Source organism: Amycolatopsis sp. NPDC026612 (assembly GCF_040638285.1).
Lineage (GTDB): Bacteria > Actinomycetota > Actinomycetes > Mycobacteriales > Pseudonocardiaceae > Amycolatopsis.
Map to the genome: position 1 here is coordinate 1 of NZ_JBEZYB010000006.1, position 24,045 is coordinate 24,045.

At 73.2% G+C, this 24,045-nt stretch carries 27 protein-coding genes; 10 read left to right on the forward strand and 17 right to left on the reverse strand.

Translation table 11 applies throughout. The features are described 5' to 3' along the window. Positions 1-151 precede the first annotated feature (151 nt). From AB0F15_RS08365 to AB0F15_RS08375, 3 genes are all read left to right on the forward strand, one after another. Positions 152-1,168, forward strand: coding sequence for a DNA polymerase domain-containing protein (locus tag AB0F15_RS08365; protein WP_360267176.1), 1,017 nt, complete (start codon positions 152-154; stop codon positions 1,166-1,168). A gap of 256 nt (positions 1,169-1,424) precedes the next feature. Continuing rightward, positions 1,425-1,817 carry a DUF6221 family protein gene (locus AB0F15_RS08370; RefSeq protein ID WP_360267178.1) on the forward strand — a complete coding sequence of 131 codons (393 nt, stop codon included), beginning with the start codon at positions 1,425-1,427 and terminating at the stop codon, positions 1,815-1,817. 36 nt (positions 1,818-1,853) lie between these two features. Beyond that, complete coding sequence (locus AB0F15_RS08375) at positions 1,854-2,849, forward strand: LLM class flavin-dependent oxidoreductase (protein ID WP_360267181.1); 996 nt, start codon at positions 1,854-1,856, stop codon at positions 2,847-2,849. A gap of 91 nt (positions 2,850-2,940) precedes the next feature. On the opposite strand, the gene AB0F15_RS08380 is transcribed toward AB0F15_RS08375, so the two are convergent. Beyond that, the gene (locus AB0F15_RS08380) at positions 2,941-3,597 is read right to left on the reverse strand and encodes a maleylpyruvate isomerase N-terminal domain-containing protein (RefSeq protein WP_360267184.1); all 657 of its coding nucleotides are present in this window, start codon (positions 3,595-3,597) and stop codon (positions 2,941-2,943) included. Between the two features lie 18 nt (positions 3,598-3,615). Next, on the reverse strand, positions 3,616-5,169 hold the full coding sequence (locus AB0F15_RS08385) for a helix-turn-helix domain-containing protein (protein ID WP_360267879.1): 1,554 nt from the start codon (positions 5,167-5,169) through the stop codon (positions 3,616-3,618). 125 nt (positions 5,170-5,294) lie between these two features. Between AB0F15_RS08385 and pruA the strand changes: the two genes are divergently transcribed. Continuing rightward, on the forward strand, positions 5,295-6,923 hold the full coding sequence (gene pruA, locus AB0F15_RS08390; protein WP_360267187.1) for an L-glutamate gamma-semialdehyde dehydrogenase: 1,629 nt from the start codon (positions 5,295-5,297) through the stop codon (positions 6,921-6,923). Positions 6,924-6,948: 25 nt separating this feature from the next. Continuing rightward, positions 6,949-7,878, forward strand: coding sequence for a proline dehydrogenase family protein (locus AB0F15_RS08395; RefSeq protein ID WP_360267190.1), 930 nt, complete (start codon positions 6,949-6,951; stop codon positions 7,876-7,878). 49 nt (positions 7,879-7,927) lie between these two features. Here AB0F15_RS08395 and trxA read toward each other — a convergent pair whose 3' ends face one another. Beyond that, the gene (trxA, locus tag AB0F15_RS08400; RefSeq protein ID WP_103339464.1) at positions 7,928-8,299 is read right to left on the reverse strand and encodes a thioredoxin; all 372 of its coding nucleotides are present in this window, start codon (positions 8,297-8,299) and stop codon (positions 7,928-7,930) included. 85 nt (positions 8,300-8,384) lie between these two features. Between trxA and AB0F15_RS08405 the strand changes: the two genes are divergently transcribed. From AB0F15_RS08405 to AB0F15_RS08415, 3 genes are all read left to right on the forward strand, one after another. Then, entirely contained in the window at positions 8,385-8,627 is a 243-nt protein-coding gene (locus AB0F15_RS08405; RefSeq protein ID WP_003068842.1) for a DUF2630 family protein, read from the forward strand. A 138-nt stretch (positions 8,628-8,765) separates the two neighbouring features. Further along, positions 8,766-9,176: a YciI family protein gene (locus tag AB0F15_RS08410; protein ID WP_360267193.1), complete on the forward strand. Its 411-nt coding sequence runs from the start codon at positions 8,766-8,768 to the stop codon at positions 9,174-9,176. Positions 9,177-9,291: 115 nt separating this feature from the next. Beyond that, positions 9,292-10,431, forward strand: a complete 1,140-nt coding sequence (locus AB0F15_RS08415; protein WP_360267196.1) for a DUF6596 domain-containing protein — start codon at positions 9,292-9,294, stop codon at positions 10,429-10,431. Between the two features lie 153 nt (positions 10,432-10,584). Here AB0F15_RS08415 and AB0F15_RS08420 read toward each other — a convergent pair whose 3' ends face one another. From AB0F15_RS08420 to AB0F15_RS08465, 10 genes are all read right to left on the reverse strand, one after another. Next, complete coding sequence (locus AB0F15_RS08420) at positions 10,585-12,132, reverse strand: alpha/beta hydrolase (RefSeq protein WP_360267199.1); 1,548 nt, start codon at positions 12,130-12,132, stop codon at positions 10,585-10,587. Between the two features lie 99 nt (positions 12,133-12,231). Next, positions 12,232-13,311 carry an ATP-dependent DNA ligase gene (locus tag AB0F15_RS08425; protein WP_360267202.1) on the reverse strand — a complete coding sequence of 360 codons (1,080 nt, stop codon included), beginning with the start codon at positions 13,309-13,311 and terminating at the stop codon, positions 12,232-12,234. 27 nt (positions 13,312-13,338) lie between these two features. After that, positions 13,339-13,938 (reverse strand): alkaline shock response membrane anchor protein AmaP, encoded by a 600-nt coding sequence (locus AB0F15_RS08430; RefSeq protein WP_360267205.1) that lies wholly within the window; start codon positions 13,936-13,938, stop codon positions 13,339-13,341. Beyond that, entirely contained in the window at positions 13,935-14,471 is a 537-nt protein-coding gene (locus AB0F15_RS08435; RefSeq protein WP_360267207.1) for a DUF6286 domain-containing protein, read from the reverse strand. The genes AB0F15_RS08430 and AB0F15_RS08435 overlap by 4 nt, the downstream gene beginning before the upstream one ends. A 2-nt stretch (positions 14,472-14,473) precedes the next feature. Then, entirely contained in the window at positions 14,474-14,824 is a 351-nt protein-coding gene (locus tag AB0F15_RS08440) for a hypothetical protein (protein WP_360267210.1), read from the reverse strand. Then, entirely contained in the window at positions 14,821-14,997 is a 177-nt protein-coding gene (locus tag AB0F15_RS08445) for a hypothetical protein (RefSeq protein ID WP_013224542.1), read from the reverse strand. The genes AB0F15_RS08440 and AB0F15_RS08445 overlap by 4 nt, the downstream gene beginning before the upstream one ends. A gap of 52 nt (positions 14,998-15,049) precedes the next feature. Next, positions 15,050-15,487 (reverse strand): Asp23/Gls24 family envelope stress response protein, encoded by a 438-nt coding sequence (locus AB0F15_RS08450; RefSeq protein ID WP_360267213.1) that lies wholly within the window; start codon positions 15,485-15,487, stop codon positions 15,050-15,052. Between the two features lie 90 nt (positions 15,488-15,577). Then, entirely contained in the window at positions 15,578-15,979 is a 402-nt protein-coding gene (locus AB0F15_RS08455; RefSeq protein WP_360267215.1) for a hypothetical protein, read from the reverse strand. Then, on the reverse strand, positions 15,979-16,533 hold the full coding sequence (locus tag AB0F15_RS08460; RefSeq protein WP_360267218.1) for a sigma-70 family RNA polymerase sigma factor: 555 nt from the start codon (positions 16,531-16,533) through the stop codon (positions 15,979-15,981). Before AB0F15_RS08460 ends, AB0F15_RS08455 begins: the two co-directional genes overlap by 1 nt. Further along, the gene (locus AB0F15_RS08465; protein WP_360267221.1) at positions 16,530-17,270 is read right to left on the reverse strand and encodes a pyrimidine reductase family protein; all 741 of its coding nucleotides are present in this window, start codon (positions 17,268-17,270) and stop codon (positions 16,530-16,532) included. Before AB0F15_RS08465 ends, AB0F15_RS08460 begins: the two co-directional genes overlap by 4 nt. 89 nt (positions 17,271-17,359) lie before the next feature. Between AB0F15_RS08465 and zapE the strand changes: the two genes are divergently transcribed. Then, entirely contained in the window at positions 17,360-18,379 is a 1,020-nt protein-coding gene (gene zapE, locus AB0F15_RS08470; RefSeq protein ID WP_360267224.1) for a cell division protein ZapE, read from the forward strand. On the opposite strand, the gene AB0F15_RS08475 is transcribed toward zapE, so the two are convergent. Then, positions 18,333-18,899: a phosphatase PAP2 family protein gene (locus AB0F15_RS08475; RefSeq protein ID WP_360267226.1), complete on the reverse strand. Its 567-nt coding sequence runs from the start codon at positions 18,897-18,899 to the stop codon at positions 18,333-18,335. The genes zapE and AB0F15_RS08475 overlap by 47 nt on opposite strands. 77 nt (positions 18,900-18,976) lie before the next feature. Between AB0F15_RS08475 and AB0F15_RS08480 the strand changes: the two genes are divergently transcribed. Continuing rightward, positions 18,977-19,924 carry an FAD-dependent oxidoreductase gene (locus AB0F15_RS08480; protein WP_360267229.1) on the forward strand — a complete coding sequence of 316 codons (948 nt, stop codon included), beginning with the start codon at positions 18,977-18,979 and terminating at the stop codon, positions 19,922-19,924. On the opposite strand, the gene AB0F15_RS08485 is transcribed toward AB0F15_RS08480, so the two are convergent. From AB0F15_RS08485 to rocD, 3 genes are all read right to left on the reverse strand, one after another. Continuing rightward, a complete protein-coding gene (locus tag AB0F15_RS08485; protein ID WP_360267232.1) occupies positions 19,911-21,209 on the reverse strand; it encodes a hypothetical protein in 1,299 nt (432 codons plus the stop codon). The two genes, AB0F15_RS08480 and AB0F15_RS08485, sit on opposite strands and share 14 nt — an antisense overlap. A gap of 81 nt (positions 21,210-21,290) precedes the next feature. Next, positions 21,291-22,643, reverse strand: a complete 1,353-nt coding sequence (locus AB0F15_RS08490) for a DUF2252 domain-containing protein (protein WP_360267235.1) — start codon at positions 22,641-22,643, stop codon at positions 21,291-21,293. A gap of 81 nt (positions 22,644-22,724) precedes the next feature. Continuing rightward, the gene (gene rocD, locus AB0F15_RS08495; protein WP_360267238.1) at positions 22,725-23,945 is read right to left on the reverse strand and encodes an ornithine--oxo-acid transaminase; all 1,221 of its coding nucleotides are present in this window, start codon (positions 23,943-23,945) and stop codon (positions 22,725-22,727) included. Between the last annotated feature and the right edge of the window lie 100 nt (positions 23,946-24,045).

The window sequence follows — 24,045 nt, forward strand, 5'->3', positions numbered from 1 at the left end:
CGTTGTTCCGGTTCCCGCCGTGGTAGCCGCTGGAGGAGTCGTGGTACTTCCAGCCCGGGGCGGTGAACTGCGTCGTGTCCCGACGCTTTCACGTGAAAGTGACGGCACGATCGCGGGGGCCTGGCGGCGCGATCACCGCTAGCGTGGCCCCATGCCCAAGCACGGTGACCCGGTCGAGTACGAGGTGGGCGGGCGCACAGTCCGCGTCACGAGCCCGGACAAGGTGTACTTCCCACAGCGCGGCATCACCAAGCGGCAGGTCGTGGAGCACTACATCGCCGTCGGCGGCCCGTTGCTGCGGGCGATCGGCGAGCGGCCGACGACGCTGAAGCGCTACGTCGACGGCGTCGAGGGGGAGTGGTTCTACGCCAAGCGCGTACCCAAGGGCGCGCCCGAGTGGCTGGAGACGGCCGAGATCACCTTCCCGTCGGGCCGGAAGGCCGACGAGGTGTGCCCCACCGAGCCCGCGGTGTTCGCCTGGGCGGCCAACCTCGGCACGTTCGACTTCCACCCGTGGCCGGTGCGCCGCGCCGACGTGGACCACCCGGACGAGCTGCGGATCGACGTCGACCCACCGGACCGGGCCGGGTTCGCCGACGCGGTCGAGGTCGCGCTGGTGGTCCGCGAGGTCCTGGCCGACGCGGGGCTGACGGGCTACCCGAAGACCTCCGGCGGCCGCGGGGTGCACGTGCTGGTCCGGATCCGGCCGGAGTGGGACTTCGTCGCGGTCCGGCACGCGGTGATCGCCCTCGGCCGCGAGGTCGCCCGCCGGATCCCCGACAAGGCGACGATCTCGTGGTGGAAGGAGGAACGCGGCGGCCGGGTGTTCCTCGACTACAACCAGGCGGCCCGCGACCGGACGGTGGCGTCGGCCTGGTCGGTCCGCGGCACCCCGCGCGCGACGGTGTCGACGCCCCTGACGTGGGACCTGCTGGGCGAGGTCGACGCGGACGACTTCGACGTCCTGACGATCCCGGCGTTCCTGGACCGGCACGGCGACCTGCACGCGGCGATGGACGACGAGCCGTTCGGCCTGGAGACGGCGCTGGAGTGGTACGCCCGCGACGAGCGGGAGCACGGTCTCGGCGAGCTGCCGTACCCGCCGGACTACCCGAAAATGCCGGGGGAGCCGAAGCGGGTGCAGCCGAGCAAGGCCCGTCCCGAGTGACCCTTCGCACTTCGCCGACCGTGCCGGGTAACCAAAACCACAGCGAAAGCGTGAATGCCGGTCCACGCTGCGCCGATTGCCGCAGCCCACAATGCGTGGAGTGATCACGTAAACGCCCGCTGTCGCCTTTCGGGTCACAAATGTTGCACAGCCGATCTCGTTGTCACGATCTTGGTCTCCGACCGCGTAACGTGCGGTCCCGGATCGACGACTCCCCGGGACGATCGGGGGGCGGGTCCGAGGAGGGAGGCCCTTCGTGGACGACCTGATCGCTTTCCTCGCGGCGCGCGTGGGCGCGCGCCAGGCGTTGATCATGCAGGCCGTCAACAAGGCGAAGGCCGGCGAGACGATGAACCGCGGCGAGACGAAGGTGGCCGTGGAGCAGAAGATCCGCGGGCTCACCGATCTCGAGCTCGACGTGGTCAACCAGATGATCAACGAGATCGAAGCCACCCGGCGGATCCTGCTCGCCCACCGCACCACGGTGTCGGAGAAGGTCCCCGGGTTTCCGCTGTACGGCAGCGAATACTGGTGTGAGAACTGCCACGTGCCCGCCGACGAGGCCGGCTCCAACTGGTGTCTCACGCTGCGCCTGCTGGCCCTGCCGTACGCCGACCACCCGGAGTACAGCGAGCGCTGGCGTCCCTGACGGGAATCCCGTCGGACGGCGGGCGTTGCACCCTCGGTGACGTTGTTTTCCGTGCTCGACCGCTCGCCGGTGCGGCGGGCCGCCGGTCCCGCGCAGGCCGTGCGGGACACCGTCGCGTTCGCCGCTCGCGTCGAACGGCTGGGGTACCACCGGTTCTGGGTGTCGGAGCACCACGGCGTGCCGGGGGTCGCCGGGTCCGCGCCGACCGTGCTGGCCGCGGCCGTCGCCGGGGCGACCACCCGCATCCGCGTCGGCACCGGCGGTGTGATGCTGCCGAACCACCGCCCGCTGGTCGTCGCGGAGCAGTTCGGCGTCCTGGAAGCGCTGCACCCCGGCCGGATCGACATGGGGCTCGGCCGCTCGGTCGGCTTCACCGGCGGCGTGCGATCGGCGCTGGGGCAAGGCAAGGAGGCCGCCGGGGACTTCGGCGCGCAGGTCCGCGAACTGCTCGGGTTCTTCACCGGGGAACACGCTTACCCGGGAGTGCACGCCTACCCCGCGGAAGGACTGCGCGTGCCGCCGTTCCTGCTGGCCACCGGATCCGGCGCGGACCTCGCCGCGGAACTCGGGCTGCCACTGGTGATCGCCCCCGTCCGCGGCGAACGCGCGCTGGCCGAAGCCGTGACGCGCTACCGGGACGGTTTCCGGCCGTCCGGGTGGGCGCGCGAGCCGTATGTCGTGGTGTCGACGGCGATCGCGGTGGCGGACTCGGCGGCGGACGCCCGGCGGCTGCTCGTCCCGGAAGCCTGGGCGACGGTGTATTCGCGGTCCCACGGCGTCTTCCCGCCCCTGGACCCGCCCGGTGAGATCCTCGCCGGGCCGATGACCGACCGCGAGCGACGGCGGCTCGACGAGACCCTCGACGGCCAGATCTCCGGCACGCCGGCCGAAGTCGAAGACCGGCTGGGCACCTTGACCGCAGCCGCGGGCGCCGACGAAGTTCTGGCGACGACAGCCGTTCACGACCCATCGGCGCGGCTCGATTCTTTTGCCGCGCTCGCCCGGCTCGCCGGGCTGCACGCGCTCGCGTGAGACGATTTCCCGCTCCGCGAACATCAGGTCGAAGAATGACCGGCAGCGCATTTGCGGAGCCGGGCGTTCAACCTGGTGCGGGCCCGGGCCGTCACCCGAGGACGAACGGCAGCCGCACCGCGAGGTCGCCCAGCGCCGCCGTCTCCGCCTCGGCCGGCGCGCGGCGCCCGGTCGCCACCAGCAGCACGTCCTCGTCGGAGAACGACTCCGGGAACGCCGTCCCGGCGATCTTCTCCAGCATCAGCCGCGACCGCGCCGGCCCCGCGGACGGCGGCCCGGCGGCGGACGGCACGTGCGCCACCAGGTCGAGGTGGTGGAGTGTCCACTCCAGCACGTACGCCGAGAGGTAGTCGCCCGCCGTCAGCACCATGTCCTGCGTGCTCACCCGCATCCCCGGGTCCGCCAGGCCGGCCGCGCGGCCCGCCGCCGACCCCACGTCGCCGAGGTGGAACTTCAGCAGGGCGGGGTCCTCGTACGCCGCCGCCAGGCGGACGACCAGGGCATCCAGCGGGTCGTCGCCCGAGGGGAGGGCAGAGCCGACCGCCCAGTACGACACGGCGTCGTGCGTGACCGCCGTCGAAGCCGGGGTCACCAGCGTGATCAGCACGTCCTGGGCGTCGATCACCAGGTGGCACACCAGGTCCCGGACCAGCCACCCCCGGCACCCCGACGGCTTCGCGAACTCGGCGCCGGGCAGGGCGTCGACCGCGGCGCGCAACGCCGCCCACGTGCGCGAAAAGAGCTCCACAGCGCGAAGCTAGCAGGGTCAGAGCCTCAGCTGCAGCTGGGTGAGCAGCCGCTGCGCGGGGTCGTCGAAGTCCACTCCGGACACTTCGGCCGCGCGCCGGACGCGGTACCGGACGGTGTTGGGGTGGATGTTCAGGCCCCGCGCCGCCGCCCGGACGTCGCCGAACGCGTTCAGCCAGGCCAGCACCGCCGGCACCAGGATGCCGCCGTGCTCGGCGTCGTGCTCCGCGAGTGCCGTCAGCCGCGGGTCGCGGATGCGGGGCCGGCCGCTCAGGAACGCCAGCACCTCCGACAGCAGCACCTCGGCGCGGACGTCGGCGAGCGAGGCGACGTCGGCGGCCCAGTGCCCGCGCGTCATCGCCGCCAGAACGCGGTCGGCGTCGCCGCGGGAGGCGGCCGCGTCGGACAACCGGGGTACGACGCCGCCGAGCGCCCCCCGGACGGGCACGTCCAGGTGCCGGCGGGCCGTGCCGGCGATCTCGCGCGCCAGCGCCAGCACCGCCGCGTCGGAGTGCTCGGGCAGGTCCGGCAGCAGCGCGTAGACGCGGCCGCCGATCACGCTCACCAGCGCGCTGCGCCGGTAGGCCGCGGTGTGCACGGCGATCAGGTGCACCAGTTCGGCGCGCCGGAGCTGCCGGTTGTCCGAGCGCTCCAGGGAAAAGGCCAGTACCTGCGCCGGCCGCACCGGGTCCGCGCCGATGTCGTCCGCGACGGACTCCGCGTCCAGCCTGCCCTCCAGCAGGCTCGCGAGCAGATCTTCGCGGAGCCGCAGCTCCGGGCTCGGGAGCGTGCGGGCCCGGATCAGCTGCGGCGCCAGTGCGCGGCTCGCGCCGAGCAGCGCCGTCTCGGCCCGCTCGGTGAGCGGCTGGGCCCCTTCCTGGACCCAGATCGTGCCGAGCGGCTGCCGGCCGGCGTGGATGCCCGCCGCGATGCGGCGGCGGATGCCGAGGTCGGGCCGCTCGTCGATCCGGACGATCCCTTCCCCGGCCCGCAACCGCTGGTAAACCCCCCATTCGCGGAGCATCGCGAGGTACCGCTCCGGGCCTTCCCGGCCGAGGATCGACAGGCGCCGCAGCTCGTCGACCTCGTCGCCCGCCCGGGAGTACGCGAGCACCCGGTTCGCCGTGTCCTCGATGCTGACCAGGCCGCCGGTGAGCGTCGCGATCGTCTGGGCCAGGGCGAACAGGTCGCCGAGCACCTCGCCGCCGGCCGCCTCGCCGCCGGCTCTGGCCGCTTCGACGACTCCGCGGGCCAGCGACTCCACCTGCTCCCAGCGCGCCTCCGCGCCGACGGTCAGCAACGCGACACCCGCGTCGGCGGCGACCTCGGCCCCCGTCGCGCCCTTGACCACCACCGCGGCCGCCCCGCCGCGCCCGGCCGCGCGGATGGCCGGTGCCGCCGCCCGGCCGCGGGCGCCGATCACCAGCACCAGGTCGCCGGGGGACGCCTCCAGGGGATCCTCCGGGTCGAGGATCACGACGTCGGTGACCGGGACGCCGAGGCCGTGCGGGGCCACGACGACCTCGACGAGTGGTTCGCCGAGCGTCGCCAGCACGTGCCGCAGGGAGCTCATCGCGCCTGTTGTCGGATCGACCAAGTTCACCCGGACGATTTTAGCCGTTCGGACAAGCCGCCGGGGAGTGTCCGGAGTTACCGTTCGGGGCATCCAGACGTAGCAGGACTGGCAGAGGAGCCGCCGTGGACGCCGTGACCCAGACCCCCGCCCCGAAGAACGAGCCGGTGCTCACCTACGCGCCGGGCAGCGCCGAGCGCGCCGAGCTCGAGGGTGCGCTGAAGCGGCTGGGCCAGGCGGAACCGGTCGACCTGACCGTGACCATCGGCGGCGAGCAGCGCCCCGGCGGCGGCGAGAAGATCGACGTCGTCCAGCCGCACCACCACCAGCACGTGCTGGGCACCATCCACAGCGCGACGCAGCAGGACACCACCGACGCCATCGCGGCCGCCGCGAAGGCCGCCCCGGAATGGCGCGCGCTGTCCTACGACGACCGCGCCGCGATCCTGCTGCGCGCCGCCGACCTGCTCACCGGCAAGTGGCGCGCCACGCTGAACGCCGCCACCATGCTCGGCCAGTCCAAGACCGCGACCCAGGCCGAGATCGACGCCGCCTGCGAACTCGCCGACTTCTGGCGCTTCAACGTCGAGTTCGGCCGCCGGATCCTCGCCGAGCAGCCGATCAGCTCGCCGGGCGTGTGGAACCGGCTGGAGCACCGCCCGCTGGAGGGCTTCGTCTACGCGATCACGCCGTTCAACTTCACCGCGATCGCCGGCAACCTGCCCACCGCGCCCGCGTTGATGGGCAACACCGTGCTGTGGAAGCCCTCGCCCACGCAGTCGTTCGCGGCGCACCTGACCATGCGGCTGCTCGAAGAGGCCGGCATGCCGCCGGGCGTGCTCAACCTGCTGCCGGGCGACGGCAAGGCCGTCTCCGAGGTCGCCCTGACCCACCGCGACCTGGCCGGCATCCACTTCACCGGCTCGACCGCGACGTTCCAGCACCTGTGGGGCACGGTCGGCGCGAACATCGCGGGCTACCGCGGCTACCCGCGGCTGGTCGGCGAGACCGGCGGCAAGGACTTCGTGCTCGCGCACGCCTCCGCCGACGTCGACGTCCTGCGCACCGCCCTGGTCCGCGGCGCTTTCGAGTACCAGGGGCAGAAGTGTTCCGCCGCTTCGCGGGCGTACATCCCGCGGAGCGTCTGGACGAAGCTGAAGGACGGTCTGGTCGCCGAGACCGAGGCGCTGTCCTACGGCGATGTCACCGACTTCTCGCACTTCGGCGGCGCGGTCATCGACCGGCGCGCGTTCGCGAAGCACGCCGACCTGTTCGACCGGGTGCGCGGCGACGCCTCCGTCGAGGTCCTCACCGGCGGCACCGCCGACGACAGCGTCGGGTACTTCGTGCAGCCGACGATCCTGGTGACCGACGACCCGAAGCACGAAATCTTCAGCACCGAGTACTTCGGCCCGATCCTGGGCGTGTACGTCTACGAGGACGGCGACTTCGACGCCGTGCTGAAGCTCGTCGACGAGACCGCCACGTACGCGCTGACCGGCGCGGTGATCGCGAACGACCGCACCGCCGTGGCGAAGGCGTCGGAGGCGCTGAAGTTCACCGCCGGCAACTTCTACGTCAACGACAAGCCGACCGGCGCCGTCGTCGGCCAGCAGCCGTTCGGCGGGGCGCGGGCCTCGGGCACCAACGACAAGGCGGGGTCGATCTTCAACCTGCAGCGCTGGACCAGCCCACGCTCGATCAAGGAGACGTTCGTCCCGCCGACCACCGTCCGCTACCCGCACCAGGGCTGAGCCCGCTCGAGACTGGAGGTCCGTCATGCTGCGTACCCCGCTGCTCGCCGCCGCCCGTTCGCAGGGCGTCCGGCGGCTCGTCGAGGCCGTGCCCGCCACGCGGTCCGTGGTGCGCCGGTTCGTCGCCGGGTCCGGCACCGCCGACGCCGTCCGCGTGGCCGGGGAACTGGCCGCGGACGGGCGCCGGATCACCCTCGACCACCTGGGCGAGGACACCACCGACGCCGCCCAGGCGGCGGCGACCGTGGCGGCCTACGAGGCGGTGCTGACCGCGCTGGCCGCGGAAGGCCTGGCCGAGGGTGCGGACGTCTCGGTGAAGCTGTCGGCGGTCGGGCAGTTCCTGCCGTCGGACGGCGAAGACGTCGCCTTGGAGAACGCGCGCAAGATCTGCGCGGCGGCCGAGGCGGTCGGCGCCACCGTGACACTCGACATGGAAGACCACACCACCACCGACTCGACGCTCGGCATCCTCCGCGAGCTGCGCGGCGAGTACCCGTGGGTGGGCGCGGTGCTGCAGGCCTACCTGCGCCGCACCGAGCAGGACTGCCGGGAGCTGGCCGGGCCGGGATCGCGCGTGCGGCTGTGCAAGGGCGCGTACGCCGAGCCGGAGTCCGTGGCGTTCGCCGGGAAGTCCGAAGTGGACAAGTCCTACGTCCGCTGCCTGCGCGTGCTGATGGCGGGCGAGGGCTACCCGATGGTGGCTTCGCATGACCCGCGGATGATCGGGATCGCGGCGTCGCTCGCGGAGGAGCACGGCCGGACCGGCGACGACCACGAGTTCCAGATGCTCTACGGCATCCGGCCGGAGGAGCAGCGGCGGATCGCGGCGTCGGGCGCGCGCATGCGCGTCTACGTGCCCTACGGCGACGAGTGGTACGGCTACTTCATGCGCCGCCTGGCCGAGCGTCCGGCGAACCTGGCGTTCTTCCTGCGCGGGCTCGCCACCCGGTCCTGAGACACGACGAAGGCCGCCCCGCGGGGCGGCCTTCGTCGTGTGGTGGTGGTCAGGCCTGTTCGGCCTCGGCTTCGGCGGCCTTGCGCTTGACCTCGTCCATGTCGACCTCGCGAGCCTGCTTGATGAGGTCTTCGAGGGCGGGTTCGGGGAGCGCGCCGGGCTGGGCGTAGATGAGCGTCTTGTCCCGGATGATGGCCAGGGTCGGGATCGAGCGGACGTCGAAAGCGGCGGCGAGCTGCTGCTGCGCTTCGGTGTCGACGCTCGCGAAGACGATGTCCTCGTGCTTCTCGGAGGCCTTTTCGTAGACCGGCGCGAACTGGCGGCACGGCCCGCACCAGCTCGCCCAGAAGTCGATCAGGACGAACTCGTTGTCGGTTACCGTCTGGTCGAAGTTCTCAGCGGTCAGCTCAACGGTGCTCATGCCCTGGTCAACGATCCGGGCGCGGCGGGAATTCCCGGGGCCGGGGTAGCGTCTGATCGCGAGTACCCGCGAAGAGGAGGAACAGATGGCCGACGGCGAGATCCTGGGCCGGATCGACGAGCTGATCGCGGAGGAGCACGAGCTCCGGTCGCGCTCGGTCGGCGTGGGGCTGAGCGGCGGCGACAAGGACCGCCTCACCGCGGTCGAGCAGCAGCTCGACCAGTGCTGGGACCTGCTGCGGCAGCGGCGCGCGAAGACGGAGTTCCACGAGAACCCGGACGACGCCGCGGCCCGCCCGGTCTCCGAGGTGGAGTCCTACCGCCAGTAGGCCGTTGCGGCCGCCCTTCGCGGGCGGCCGCAAAAATCTTCTCCGGCTCTTCTCCGGTGATGTCGAAACGCCGGAACCGGCTCCGTCCCCGGGGTGGAAGCGGCCAGAATGGGTCGCCAACACCGAGGGAGCACCACGATGGCCAAGTACCTGCTGCTGAAGCACTACCGCGGCGCGCCGGCCCCGGCGAACTGCGACACGACCATCGATCAGTGGACGCCGGCGGAGATTTCGGCGCACATCCAGTACATGCGGGACTTCGGGGACAAGCTCGTGGCCACCGGCGAGTTCGTCGAACACCAGGCGCTCGCCCCGGAGGGGACGTTCGTCCGCTACGACGGCGAGGGACGGCCGCCGGTCACCGACGGGCCCTTCCCGGAGACCAAGGACCTCATCGCCGGCTGGACGGTGATCGACGTCGACAGCTACGAACGCGCCCTCGAACTGGCCGCGGAGCTGTCGGCCGCGCCCGGCCCGAACGGGGAGCCGATCCACGAGTGGCTCGAGCTGCGCCCGTTCCTGGTCGCGCCGCCGACCATCACGGAATGACGGAAGCCACATGGGTGACCGGATGCTGCCGCCGGACCCCGTCGACGGCGCCTCGCCCGCTCCGGCCGGGATGTCGCGAACGAGTCCTTCGCGACACCGTCGCGGGCGGTGAGGCGTGGACGAAGCTCTGCTCCGGAGCCTCACCCCGGGTGTCCTGGCCGTCCTCGTCCGCCGGGGCGCCGATTTCGCGGCGGCCGAGGACGCGGTCCAGGAAGCGCTGGTCGAGGCGTTCCGCGGCTGGCCGGCCGACCCGCCACGGGACCCGAAGGGCTGGCTGGTCACCGTGGCGTGGCGCAAGTTCCTCGACGCGACCCGGGCGGATACCGCCCGCCGCAACCGCGAGGACGTCGTCGACGCCGAGGTGGTGCCCGGGCCCGCGCCGGCCGTGGACGACACGCTCCAGCTGTACTTCCTGTGCGCCCACCCGTCGCTGACGCCGTCGTCCGCGGTCGCGCTCACGCTGCGGGCCGTCGGCGGGCTGACCACCCGGCAGATCGCGCAGGCGTACCTGGTGCCCGAGGCGACCATGGCCCAGCGCATCAGCCGCGCCAAGCGCACCGTGTCGGGGGTGCGGCTCGACCGGCCCGGCGACGTCGCCACCGTGCTGCGCGTCCTCTACCTGGTCTTCAACGAGGGCTACTCCGGTGACGTCGACCTCGCCGCCGAGGCGATCCGGCTGACCCGGCAGCTCGCGGCGGCGATCGACCACCCCGAGGTGGCGGGGCTGCTCGCCCTGATGCTGCTGCACCACGCCCGGCGCGCCTCCCGCACGACGGCCGGCGGCAGCCTGGTCCCGCTGGCCGACCAGGACCGCACCCGGTGGGACACCGCGCTGATCGCCGAGGGGGTGGCGATCCTGCAGGCGGCGCTGGCCCGTGACCGGCTGGGCGAGTTCCAGGCCCAGGCCGCCATCGCGGCCCTGCACGCCGACGCGCCGGACGCCGCGGAGACCGACTGGGTCCAGATCGTCGAGTGGTACGACGAGCTCGTCCGCCTCACCGGCAGCCCCGTCGTGCGGCTCAACCGCGCGGTGGCCGTCGGCGAAGCGGACGGGCCGCGGGCCGGGCTGGCGGCGCTCGCCGAGCTGGACGCCACGGTGCCGCGCTACACCGCCGTGTCGGCGTACCTCCACGAGCGCGACGGCGACCTGGACACGGCGGCGAGGCTGTACGCGGAGGCGGCGGCCAAAGCGTCGAGCCTCGCCGAAGCCGACCACCTGACCCGCCAGGCCGCCCGCCTCAACACCCGCCGGTAACCCGTAACCCGCGTGATTGCCCCCGTAACCGACGTGATTGAAGCCGGAACTCGCGTGATTGAGCCCGTAAGTCGCGAGTTCCGGCTTCAATCACGCGAGTTACGGGTCTGATCACGCGGGTCACGGCTCTGGTCACGCGGGTTGCGGGGCTGGTTACGCGGGGCAGACGGTGCCGTCTGCCGGGATCTTGCCGTCCACCAGGAAGGCGCGGGCCGCGTCCGTGACGCAGGGGGAGACGCCGAGGGCGCCGTGGCCCGCGCCCTGCCAGCCGAGGGTCACCGCGGACGGCATCTGGTCGGCCGCGCGGGTGCTGCCGAGCTGGGGGGTGACCGGGTCGGCCGCGGTGGTCGCGACCAGGATCGGCGGGGCGCCGGGCGCGCCCGGCGCCGGCAACGGCTCGGTCCGCACCGGCCACGGGCCGCACCAGGCCAGCTGCTGGGCGACGACCGCGCCGAACTGCGGGTACTTGGCGCGCATCCCGGCCACGACCTGGTCGAGCTGGTCGGCCGAAAGACGGGCCTGGCTGTCGTTGCAGCGGGTCGCGATCGTGGCGTCGATCCGCGACGGCTGGGCGCGCGAGTCGTGCAGCACCGGCGAGACGAACCCGGCGAGGGGTTCGATGTTCCCCGCGCGGGCCGCGGTGATCGCGTCGGCCAGCTCCGGCCACCGCGAGCGCTGCGCAAGTCCCGAGTAGACGGCGAACATCGCCACGCCCGGGCCGAACGCGACGCCCTCGGCCGTCGACAGCAGGGTGTGCCGCAGCTGGCTGGTGAGCGCCGGAAGCGCCGCCTTCGGGTCGCCCATGGCGCAGTGCCGCGCCGCGCAGTCCGCGGCGAAGGCGTCCAATGTGGACTGCGCGCCGGCGGCGACCGCGTCGAGGACCGCGGCCGTGTCGGCGCCCGGGTCGGGCACGCCGTCGAGGACCATGCGCCCGACCTGGCCGGGGAAGCGCACCGCGTACTCGGCCAGCACCTTCGAGCCGTCGCCGTGGCCGAGCGCGTCGAGCCGCGCCATCCCGAGTTGCTTGCGCAGCTCGTCGAGGTCGCCCGCGCCGCGCCAGCTGTCCAGCGCGGTCTGGGAGTCGTCCAGCTCGATGGCGCACTGCTGGCCGGCCTTGCGGGCCGCGTCCAGCACGTCCCCCAGCCCGCCTTCCGCCGGGTCGGCGTCGATGAGGTCGTGCCGGATGTCGGCGGGGACGCACTGGACGGCGCCGGAGAGCCCGGTGCCGCGCCGGTCCAAGCCGATCAGCGAGAACTTCTCCAGGAACGCGGGGGGCAGCGTCGCGGCCAGCCGCGCGGCGTAGACGCTGCCCGGCTCGCCGTCGACGTCGTTGACCACGACCAGCGGCACCGGCCCGCTGCCGACCTTCAGCGCGAGCAGCCGCACCACCGAGCGCCGGGGCTCGCCCGGGGCGTCGAGTGGCGTGGTGACCCGGGTGCAGGTGAAGTGGAGGCTGTCCGGGACGCCGGGGGTGCCGATGCGTTCCCGCGTGTCGTCGTCGCAGTCGCCCCACTTCAGCGACGGCGACTGCGGCTCGCCCAGCGGGGGCAGGGGCACCCCGGGGGTCCGGGCGGGGGTCGTGCCGCTCGGCTTCCCGTCGTTCTCGACCAGCGCCGGGCGGACCGACGGCCCCGCGGCGCAGCCCGCGGCGGAGACCAGGGCGAGCAGCGCGACCAGGAGACGGGTACGGCGGCGGCGCACGGGCGAGGTCCTCACGTCGATCAAGGGCACGTCGATCAAGGGCACGTCGATCAAGGGCACGGTACTGCCGAGCTTCGCACGCCCGGTGTGGGACGCGGGTTAGCGGGTCCGCACGACCTGGCCGCGGAAGACGGCGTCGAGGTCGTAGCGGGCCGGTTCGTCCAGCTGGCTGTAGTCGCAGGACGCGGGTTCGCGGTCGGGCCGCCACCGCACGAACCGCGCGTTGTGCCGGAACCGCGACGGCATGCCGCCTTCGGTGTTCTCGTAGGCGACCTCGACGACGCGCTCGGGCCGCAGCGGCACCCATTCGTGCTCGGTGGCGCGCCAGCGGGTGATGCCGCCGGGGATGCGCTGGGCCTCGCCGGTGGCCCGGCCGCCCCAGGGGTGGTCCTCGCCGTCGGTGACCAGCGGGGCCAGCTCTTCGGCGAGCTCGCGGCGGCGCTCCTTGGGGAACGACCCGACGGTGCCGACGTGGTGCAGCACCCCGGCGTCGTCGAACAGGCCCAGGAGAAAGCTCCCGACCAGGTCACCGGGGCCGCCGTCGACGTGCCAGCGCAGCCCGGCGAGCACGCAGTCGGCGGTGCGCAGGTGCTTGTACTTGAGCATCGCGCGCTTGCCGGGGGTGTAGGGCTCGTCCAGCGGCTTGCCGATGACGCCGTCGAGGCCGGCGCCCTCGAACAGCTCGAACCAGTGCCGCGCGGTGTCCGGGTCGGTGGTGGCCGGGGTGAGCGGGAACCGGTCGCCTGCCAGTTCGGCGAGGCGTTCGCGGCGCACCGACGTGGGTTCGTCGAGCAGGGACTCGTCGCCGAGGGCCAGGACGTCGAAGGCGACGAACTCGGCGGGCTGCTCGGCCGACAGCAGCGTGATCCGGCTTTCGGCGGGGTGGATGCGCTCGGTGAGCGCGTCGAAGTTGAGCCGCCCCTCGCGCGCGACGACGAGTTCGCCGTCGAGCACGACCCGCGGCGGCAGGATGTCCAGCAGCCGCGCGACCGCCTCCGGGAAGTAGCGGTTGAGCGGCTTTTCCGCGCGTGACTGCAGGTACAGCTCGTCGCCGTCGCGGAAGACGATGCAGCGGAAGCCGTCCCACTTCGGTTCGAACAGCAGGCCACCGGAGTCCGGGATGGCCTTGGCGGGCTTGGCGAGCATCGGCTTCAGCGGCGGCTGCAGCGGTAGGGGCATGCCCCGCATTCTGCGGAAAAGCCCGGCTCAGCGCACGCGTTTCGCCGGGCTCGTGTCGAGTTCCATGCGGACGGCGGCAGGCAGCGACGCGAGGCCGAGCGAGTCACGGGCCCTGGTCAGCACCCGCTCGTCCAGCTCCGACCAGACGTGCTTGAGGTCGGTGCCTTCGTGCAGCCACAGCGTGATGCGCAACGCCGGAGAAGTCCGCGAGCCGACCGCGCGGACGCGGGCGCGGCCGACCCCGTCGAGCTGTTCCGCGTCGGCCTGGACCGCACCGGCGATCGCGGCGGCCGTGACCACCAGCTCGGCGCCTTCGGTGCGGTCGAGGTCCAGGTCCGGCCGCGGCTCCGGGCGCAGCGAGTGCAGGGCCCACCGCAGCCCGAGCACGAACAGCAGGACGCCGAGCACGATCGCCGCGATCCGCGCGGGCGTGGCGTGCGCGCCGAGCCAGCCGACGGCGATCGGGTCCAGCAGCGGCCGGCGGCCGCGGAACTCGCCGAGCCAGCCGAAGCCGGCCGCCAGCGCCGAAGCCCCGCCGAGGAAGGCCAGCAGCCCGACCAGGAACGTCAGCGTGCGTTCGCCGGTGTACGACCGGGACAGGGCTTTGGTGGCGACCGTTTTGCTCATCGGCGGTCCTTCGGCGAGTCGACCACGACGGTCACCTTCGGCCGCCGCGCCAGCGGGACGTCGTCGAGCAGCGCGGACACCGTTTCGAGCAGCTGCGGCCGCAGTTCGCCCTCGGTTTCGAGGGTGCTCTTCGCGCGGACGCGGACGCGCCGGGCGCTCGCGGTGACCGACGCGCCCGCGACGTTCTGCTGCGCGCGCACGGTGAGCCCGACCAGCCGGGCCAGCGAGCGCGGCGAAGTCGAGACGCTCACGTCGCCGGCGGGGTCGGTCAGCCGCACCGCGCGGCTGCCGGCCGCCAGGGCGAGCACCACCAGGACCAGGCCCGCGGCCGCCAGGACACCGGCCCCGACGCGCACCGCGTAGGCGTCCCAGCCCAGCGACGCGAGCGCGGCCTGCCAGCGCGGCCACGGCACCAGCAGCGGCGCCGAGCCCGGGCGCCACCAGTGCCAGCCGACCTCCAGGGTGAGCAGCGCCCCGGCGGCGGCGAAGGCCAGGCCCAGCAGGGTGGCGAGGATGCGGACGAACGGGCGCACGGCTACCGCACCCTCGGCGCGACGTCCGGCAAGAGCGCGGACACCGTCACGGCCAGGGTCCGCACGCGGTAGCCGGTGAGCAGCTCGACCTCTTCGACGACCTTCGCCCGCACGTCGCCGACGACGGCGCGGACCGCCGCCGGGTAGCGCAGGGCGAGGTCGAGCGCGAGGTCGACGTCGTTGTCGTGGCCGCCGACCTTCGCCTTCGGGCCCTTCTTGCCGTCCCGCGCGGTGCCGGGCACCTGGCCGGCCGCGTGCTGGGCGACCTTGCGGACCACTGCGTGCCCGATCGTGAGGGTGCCGCGCTCGGCCGGTTCGGCGAGCTCCCGCGGCACGTCGAGGGCGGGGCTCACTTGTCGCGGCCCTTGCCGAACAGCTCGCCGAGGTCGAGTTCGCCGTCGAGGACCCGGCCGGCGACGAGGCCGATGATCCCGACGGCCAGTGTCACCAGGAACGCGGTGAACCCCTGGGTCGCGGCGAGGCCGAGGATCAGCCCGGCCAGTAGCCCGGTCTGCGTTGCGTTCACATGTCCTCCTTGGACTGGGACGGAAAGCCGTGGGCGGACCCGTGCCGCGCGGTCATTCCACGCGCGCCGATTCGGGTTCTTCCTCGCCCGGCAGGAAGATGTCGTTGACCGCGATGTTCACCTCGATCACCTCGAGCCCGGTGATCTGCTCGACCGCGGTGATCACGTTGCGCCGCACCGCGCGGGCGACGTCGGTGATCCGCGCGCCGTACTCGACGACGACGTCGAGGTCGATCGCGGTCTGCTTCTCGCCGACCTCCACCGACACCCCGGTGGTGGTCACCGTGCCGGAGCCGGGGATCCGTTCGCGCAGCGCGCCGATCGCGCGCGACACCCCACCGCCGCCCAGCGTGTGCACGCCGGCGACCTCGCGGGTGGCCAGGCCGGCGATCTTCTGCACGACCAGCGACGAGATGGTGGTGCGGCCGGCGGCGCCCTCTTCGTTGAGCGGGGTGACCGTACCGGGACTTTCGGTCCGTTCCGGGTGCATGCGTGCGGGCTCCTCTCGCGGCGGGCTTTCGCCGTTACGATGCCCGCGAGGGAACAACCCTCACGCAAGGTCGCCCGATCGGGGTAATCGTCAACCCGGGTGGACGTCCACGACGTGCACGTTCACCACCGAGGTGACCCCCGGGTGCCGGGCCAGCCGGGCGGTGATATCCCGCCGGAGCGCTTCGGCGGCTTCGCCGGCGGCCACGCCGGACCGGACCGACACCAGCACCCGCACGACGTCGCCGTCCACCGTGACGGCGGTGACCCGCACGCCGTCCGCGGCGATCGTCCGGGCCAGCCGGGTGACGGCGTCTTCGGTGACGCGCGGGCGGCCCGTCTCCCGGGGCACGTCCACCGGGGTCCGGCGGCCGCGCGCGACGGCCCGCAGCACGCGTTCGACCAGGCCGGGCGGGGTCGGCACCCGGCGCCGGCCCGCGGCGCGCACGGCATCCCAGCGGGGGTCCCGCTCGGGATCCTCGGTGTCGGCCATCACCGCTCCCTCAACTCGGCGAGCAGCGCCACCCTGGCCCGGTGCAGCCGGGAACGCAAGGCACCGACGTTCACGTCGAGCACTTCGGCGACCTCTTCGTAGCTCAGGCCCTCCAGTTCGCGCAGCACGAGCGGCACGCGCTGGGACACCTCGAGCCTGCCGACCGCCCGCAGCACCGCGTCGACCTCTTCGGCCCGCACGACGCGGCCTTCGGGCCCGGGCACCGCCGCAGCGAACAGTGCACTGTCCACAGTGGACTGCGGCGCCGGGTCGTCGAGGGAGAGCGTCGGCCGTCGACGGCGCAGCACAGCGAGCGCGCTGTTGGTGACGACGCGGTAGAGCCAGGTCGACACCGCCGATTCCTGCCGGAACCCGGGCAGGGCGCGCCACGCGGCCAGCCACGCCTCCTGCACGACGTCCTCGGCTTCGGCCGCACTGCCGGTGAGCCGCAGCGCGACCCGGTACATCCGCGGGGTGTGCTGCCGCACCAAGGTGCCGAACGCGGTGTGGTCGCCGTCGGCGGCCCGGGCGAGGAGTTCGGCGTCGTCGCTCACCCCGCGTCCCGGCGGTAGCGCAGCAGCGTGAAGCCGTCCTCGACGAGGATCGAGGCCAGGGCGAGCGGGCGCGGCGCGGCGGGGGCGGCTCCCGCGGCGATCCGGCCCGCCGTCCCGGCCACGAGCAGCGGTGCGACGGTCAGGCACAGCTGGTCGACGAGGTCCGCGGCGACGAGCCGGGCGAAGAGCCCGGGGCCGCCTTCGCAGTCGATCCGGCGCAGGCCGCGGGCGGCGAGCAGGTCGAGGGCGCGGGGCAGGTCGACGTCTTCGCCGCCCGCCCGCAGGACCTCGGCCCCGGCGGCTTCGAGCGCGCGCGTGTCGGCGGTGTCCGTGGTGACCACGATCGGGGCGACGGCGGTTTCGGTGAACAGCCGCGAAGCGGGGTCCAGGTCGGCGGTGCGCGTCACGACGGCGATCGGCGGGACGTTCGCGAACCCGAGACGGCGACGGCGCTCCAGCCGCTTCGCGCCCGCGACGACTCCCCGGTAGTTCTCGGCGCGGGCGGTCCCGGCACCGACCAGGATGACGTCGGCGAGGTCGCGGCCGAGCAGGAAGACCTCGCGGTCCGCGGCGTGCGACAGCCCGGCCGAAGTGGTGTCGATCTCGACGGCACCGTCGGCCGACGCGACGAAGTTCACCTGCACCCAGGGTCTCGACAGGCCGGCCGGGTAGGCGTAGATCTCCTCGAGGTCCGTCCCCGTCAGTTCGCCCGTCACCAGGGGCCACACGCTCCGCACGTGATCATCCCAGCACGGACGTGAAACAGGTCTCTACCGGGGGATATACCCGCTCAGCGGCACCCGGGGCGCGGATAGGCTCTCCGACCATGCCCGCGCACCTGACCGACCGCCGTCCCGAGCTGTCCGCCGACGAGCTGATCGGCGCGCTGGTGCCGCCGCCGCGCTTCGGCGCCGTGCGGTTCGACACGTACTTGCCGAACCCGGACGAGCCCAGCCAGGCCGCCGCGGTCGAGGCGTGCGCGGCGTTCGCGGCGAAGATCGGCGCGCGCCGGGAGAAGAAGCGGTTCAAGCTCTTCGGCGGGTCCCCGGAGCCGGCCGGGCCGATGGGGCTCTACCTCGACGGCGGCTTCGGCGTCGGCAAGACCCACCTGCTCGCCTCGGCCTGGCACGCCGCGCCGTCGCCGAAGGCGTACGGCACCTTCGTCGAGCTGACGCACCTGGTCGGCGCGCTGGGCTTCGCCGAGGCCGTGCGGCGGCTGTCGGAGCACCGGATCCTGGCCATCGACGAGTTCGAGCTCGACGACCCGGGCGACACCACGCTGGTCACGCGGCTGCTGCAGGAGCTGATGGACGCGGGCGTGCACATCGCGGCGACGTCGAACACGCTGCCGGAGAAGCTCGGCGAGGGCCGGTTCGCCGCCGAGGACTTCCTGCGCGAGATCCAGACGCTGTCGGGCCGCTTCGGGGTGGTCCGCGTCGACGGGCCGGACTACCGCCACCGCGGCCTGCCGGACGCGCCGCCGCCGGTGTCCCCGGCGGACCTGGAGTCGTCGGCCGCCGCGCACGAAGGGTCCACAGTGGACGACTTCGACGCGCTGTGCGAGCACCTGGCTTCGCTGCACCCCTCCCGTTACGGGCGGCTGCTGGACGGCGTCACCCGCGTGCACCTGCGCGACATCCACCCGGCACCGGACCAGAACGTGGCGCTGCGCCTGGTCGCCTTCGCCGACCGGCTCTACGACCGGGCCGTGCCCCTGGTGGTCTCGGGGGAGCCGCTGCCGTCGCTGTTCACCGAGGAGATGGTGGACGGCGGCTACCGCAAGAAGTACCTGCGCGCGGTCAGCCGGTTGACGGCACTGGCTCGGGACGCCGTACCGGCCAGGTGAACAGGACGACGGCGACGGCGAACAGCGTCCCGCCCACGACGTCGGTCAGGTAGTGGTAGCCCATGCCGACCAGTCCGGCCGCCGCGGCGAGCAGCGTCACCGCGGACAGCACCGCCACGACCACCCGGCGCGTGACCAGGACGAGCACCGTCAGCACCGCCACCAGGCTCACCGTGTGCCCGCTCGGGTAGACCAGGGTGTCGTTCTTCCACCGGTCGTACAGCGGTTTCAGCAGCCAGCCCGTCAGCAGGATCGCCAGCACCGGCACGGCGAGCGCGAGCGCGGCTTCCCGTCGCCACCCGGCGCGCAGGCACCGGAAGACCGCGAGCAGGCCGAGCGCCAGCACCACGTACGGCTCGGTCGGGAACACCAGCACCCGCAGCACACCGGGGCTGAGGTGGGCCACGGCACCGGCGGCGGCGTCATCGACCGCGCCGGGCGCGGTCCCGCCGGCGAACGGGAGGCCCAGCAGCAGCGCGAGCAGGCCGCACAGCGCGGCCGGCGCCCGGATCGTCCTCACCCGCGCGAGGGTAGTCGGCCGCTCGTGATGCGCCCGTCTGCCACGATGCGGGCTGCGGATTTCGTACGGAGGAACGCATGCGGATCACAGTCGCGGGGGCCGGGATGGTCGGCCTGAGCTGCGCGTACCGGCTGGCGGAAGCGGGCCACGACGTCGCGGTGGTGGCGGCGGCTCCGCCGCGGGAGACGACGTCGGCCGTCGCTGGTGGGGTGGTGTACCCGCCCCCGGCTTTCGGGGGGTCCCGGGTGGCGGAGCCCCCGGCTCGGGGCGTAGCCCCGGATGTCACAGCACGAGGCGCGGACGAGCGGGTCGTGCGCTGGACCGCGGCGAGCCTCGCGGTGTTCCGTGGGCAGGACGCGCCGGGGGTGCGCTTCCGCCGCGGCCGGGTCCTGCTGGCGGCGGGCGAGCCGGACCCGCAGTGGCTCCCGGCGTTGGAGGACGCGGTCCGCGACGGCGACCGCGTGGAGTTCAGGACGGCGGTGGTCGACACGCCGGTGTACCTCGTCTGGCTGCTCGCCCGCGTGGCCGCGCTGGGCGTGCGCGTCGAGTACCGGTCCCTGACGTCACTGGCCGGCCTCGGTGCGGATGTCGTGGTCAACGCGGCGGGTCTCGGCGCGGGCCCGTTGGCGGGCGACGCCTCGATGGTCCCGGTCGGCGGCCAGGTCGTGCACCTCACCGACCCGGGCCTGCCGGGGTTCGTGGTCGACGAGACCGGCCCGGGCGTGACGTACGTGATCCCGCACGGCGGCCACGTCGTGTGCGGCGGCACGGAGGAGCCGGGTCGCGGCGACACCGACCCGAACCCGGCGGTGACGGCGGACATCCTGCGCCGCTGTCGCGCCCTGGAACCGCGGCTGGCCGGGGCGGCGGTGCTGCGGTCACTGGTGGGCCTGCGCCCGTTCCGGCGCGAAGTGCGGCTGGAGCGGGAAGGCGACCTGGTGCACTGCTACGGCCACGGGGGAGCGGGGATCACGCTGGCCTGGGGCTGCGCGGCGGACGTCGCCGCGCTGGTCACGGCTGGATGAGCTCGGTGATGCCCCGAGCGCGAAGGTGGTTCGCGTCCGAAGCGCGGCTCTGCAGCACGAACGCCACCCGCTTCCCCTCGGCGGCCAGCTTGAAGAACCGGTCGTTGCCCCAGGTCGGGAAGAGGTCCGGGACCACGATCGCCGTCGGGCGCGGGGCCGGTGTCGGCGGGGTCCGGTCGAACTCGGTCACCAAGGCCCGCAACGCCCGGCCGGCGGGCTTCAGCTTGCGGTCGTTCGTGTACAACCCGAGGTCGTACTCCAGCGGGTTCAGGTTCGGCACCAGCGAAGGGTGCACGTCGTGGGAGCACCACCAAGTGAAGCCCAGGGTGTGGGCGCAGGAAGCCGCGTTGCGGATCGAACGGGACAGCCATTCGCCGTACTGGGGGCGGGTCGCGTCGCTGAAGTGGATCGACGGTGCCGCGCCGTCCTCCTGGATCCAGACGCGGCGCGCCGGGTCCGTCGCGTACGCCTGCGCCACCTGGATCAGCCGTTCCGCGTTGTGGGTCGCGACCGGGCCCAGCGGGTCGGTCTTCAGCGTGCCGAGGAACGACGTCCACGGGTGGATCGCCACCACGTTCCCGGCGTCCGCCAGCCCGGGGCGGGTGAAGTAGGTGCCGTTGTCCCACGGTGCCCGGTCGCAGCCGACCGTGTGTGCCTTGCCGGGCGCCACTTCCTCGGCGGTGGCACACAGCGTGCGCGCCCACGCGTCGGCCTGCGCCTGGGTGACGAACAGGCCGGCGAAGTCGTCCCAGTAGTAGTACGGCTCGTTCGACAGGTCGAAACCGAGGAAGCGCGGGTGGCCGCCGATCCGTTCGGCGAGGGCCCGCAACAGCGTCCGCTGCGCGTCGAGGGCCGCCGGGTCGGTGAACCAGTTCACCGGCTTGGGCGTGGTCTGCAGCCAGTTGGGCGTCCAGTAGCGGGCCGAAATGTGCCCGTTGAACACCGTGACCTCGACGTCGAGGCCGGCCGCGTCCGCGTAGCCGAGGAACTGCTCCAGCCGGTCGAGCTTCTCGCCGCTGATCAGGTGCGGCTCCGGCTGGAAGGCCGGCCACAGCAGCATGATCCGGATGTGGTCGAGCCCGAGTGCGGCGATGTCGTCGAGGTCGCGGCGCAGGTCGGCTTCGCGCCAGTCCTCCCACAGGTGGAACCAGCGCGTCGACGGCGTGTAGTTGACGCCGAGCCGGAACGCCCGCCGCGGGGGAGCCGCCAGTGCGGGTGCCGCCGTGGCCGCCAGGGCCGTCGCGACCGCTCCCGTGAGCACCGACCGCCGCTTGAGATCCGCCACGCCGCCTCCTTGCCGTCACCGGTTGCGCAGATCTAGCACGGCGAGGAAGTCGATCTCCAGTGTTGACCGGCACCCTGTCCGTCAGTTGCGGGAAAAGGCGGCGTGGTCGGCCTCCGTCTGGTCGGCGTACCGCACGGCATATGCTCCCAGCACCTCGTCGAGCTCCGAGTCGTCGGCGAAGTAGCCGGAGAGCAGTTTCGGGTGCAGCGACCGCGTGTGGGCGCGGGCGAGCAGTGCCCCGGCCAGCCTGCCGTAGTCGTCGAGGTGGTCCTTCTCCAGCTCCACGGGGTCGATGTCGCCCTTGAGGTTCCGGAACTGCCGGACGATGAACGGGACGCCGTCGATCGTGGTCCAGCCGAGCAGGATGTCGGTCTCGGCCTGCACGAGCCGGGCGCCGTCGACGATCCGGCGGCCTTCGTGCTCCGCGGCCGGCAGGTCGAGGTACGGCGCCAGTGCGGGTTTCTGCGCCTGCTTGACCTGCAGCACCAGGTCTTCGTCGTCGTTGCCGTGCAGCAGGGCGACGTAGCTGCGCAGCCCGACACTGCCCGTGCCGACGACGCGGAAGGCGACGTCGGCGAGCCGGTACCGCGCGATCAGCGTGCGCCGCGACTCGCGCAGGGTGTCCACATAGGACACCAGGCCGGCGGCGACGGCCTCGGCGGTTTCCTCGTCGACGTGCGTCAGCACCGGGGGGTCCGCGACGAACCGGTGGCGGGACAGGCCGGTCCGGTGGTCGTCCACCCGCTCGGTCCACTTCGCCGCGACCTTCGCGCTGCCGTTCTTGCGGGCTTTCCCGGCGGCGTCGGCGAAGTCGTCGATCAGCTCGTCGGCCCGTGCCTTCGACAGCACCGACGAGTCCGGCAGCGCGTTCCAGCTCCGTAGAAACGGCAGCTCGGCCAGCGCGCGGACGGTCCGGCGGTAGGACTTCACGGCGTCTTCAGCGGCCTGGCGGCACCCGGACTCGCGGATGCCGCCTTCGCGGCCGGCGAGCACGAGACTGGCCGCGAGCCGCTTGAGGTCCCATTCCCAGGGACCCGGCACGGTCTCGTCGAAGTCGTTGATGTCCATCACGATCCGGCCCTCGGGCGTGCCGTAGAGCCCGAAGTTCGCCGCGTGCGCGTCGCCGCAGAGCTGCGCGGTGACCCCGGACGACGGCGTGCCGGCGAGGTCGGCACCCATCAGCCCGGCCGCGCCGCGGAAGAACGTGAACGGCGACGCGAGCATCCGTTCCCGCCGCAGTTCGACCAGCTCGGGCAGCCGTCCGGCGTTGGTGGCGTCGAAGTACTCGCGCGGCGCGGGCCGGCCGGCGCCGGCCGCCTCGTGGTCGTGCGCCGTGGCCGGTATCTTTTCCCGGAGCCGCTTCCCCAGTTCGTACAGCTCGGCCGGTGTCACGCTGCCGGTGCCGACGAGCGGCCGTTCGACCCAAGATCCCATGCCCGGCTCAACGGGCGAAGGGGACGATTCGTCCCCGGATGCCGCCGCGGCGGGAGGCTCACACGGCGGCACCCGGGTGGCTCAGGGGCGGATCACTTCGGCGATCGCGTCGATGCCGCGATCCAGCTCCGCGCGCGTGATCACCAGCGGCGGGGCGACGCGCAGGGTGCGCTCGTGCGTCTCCTTGCACAGCACGCCGCGGGCGGCCAGCGCCTCGGACGCCGCGCGCCCTTCGGGACCGCCGGGGGTGATGTCGATGCCCGCCCACAGCCCGCGGCCGCGGACCTCCGACAGCCCGTGCCCGATCAACGCGGTCAGCCGGCTGTGCAGGTGGGCGCCCAGTTCGGTGGCGCGCTGCTGGAACTCGCCGGTCCGCAGCAGCTGGACGACCGCGCGGCCGACCGCGCAGGCCAGGGGGTTGCCGCCGAAGGTCGAGCCGTGTTCGCCCGGCTTCAGCACGCCGAGCACGTCCCGGCGGCCGGCCACCGCGGACACCGGCAGGATGCCGCCGCCGAGGGCCTTGCCGAGGGTGTAGACGTCGGCGCGGACGCCCTCGTGGTCCAGCGCCAGCACGGTGCCGGTGCGGGCCAGCCCGGACTGGATCTCGTCGGCGATCAGCAGCACGCCGTGCTCGTCGCAGGCCGCGCGGACGTCGGCGAAGTAGCCCTCCGGTGGCACGATGACGCCGGCCTCGCCCTGCACGGGCTCGAGGAGCACCGCGGCGGTGCGCGGGGTGATGGCGTCGCGCAGGGCGGCGGCGTCGCCGTACTTCACGGTGACGAAGCCGGGGGTGAACGGGCCGAAGTCGGCACGGGCGGTCTCGTCGGTCGAGAACGACACGATCGTGGTGGTCCGGCCGTGGAAGTTCGAGTCGGCGACGATGATCTCGGCGGTGCCGTCGGGCACGCCCTTGACCCGGTGCGCCCACTTGCGGGCGATCTTGACCGCGGACTCGACGGCTTCGGCGCCGGAGTTCATCGGCAGCACCAGCTCGGTGCCGGTCAGTTCGGCCAGCTCCCGGCAGAACAGGCCGAGCTGGTCGTGGTGGAACGCCCGCGACGTGAGGGTGACGCGGCCGAGCTGGCCGACGGCGGCGGCGATCAGGTCCGGGTGGCGGTGGCCGAAGTTCAGCGCCGAGTACCCGGACAGGAAGTCGAGGTACGACCGGCCTTCGACGTCGGTCACCGTGGCGCCCGAGGCTTCGGCGATCACGACGGGCAGCGGGTGGTAGTTGTGCGTGCTCCACTGCTCGTCGAGCTCGATGAAGCTGGCGGCGGTCTCCCGGCCGGCGAACGTCGTCATGTGTTCAGGTTAGAGGCAGAATGCGCAGAATTCAGCCGGGAATCGTTGCTTTAACACGTTGTTCATTGCGCAAAAACCGCATCGGACCATCTGATCGTTG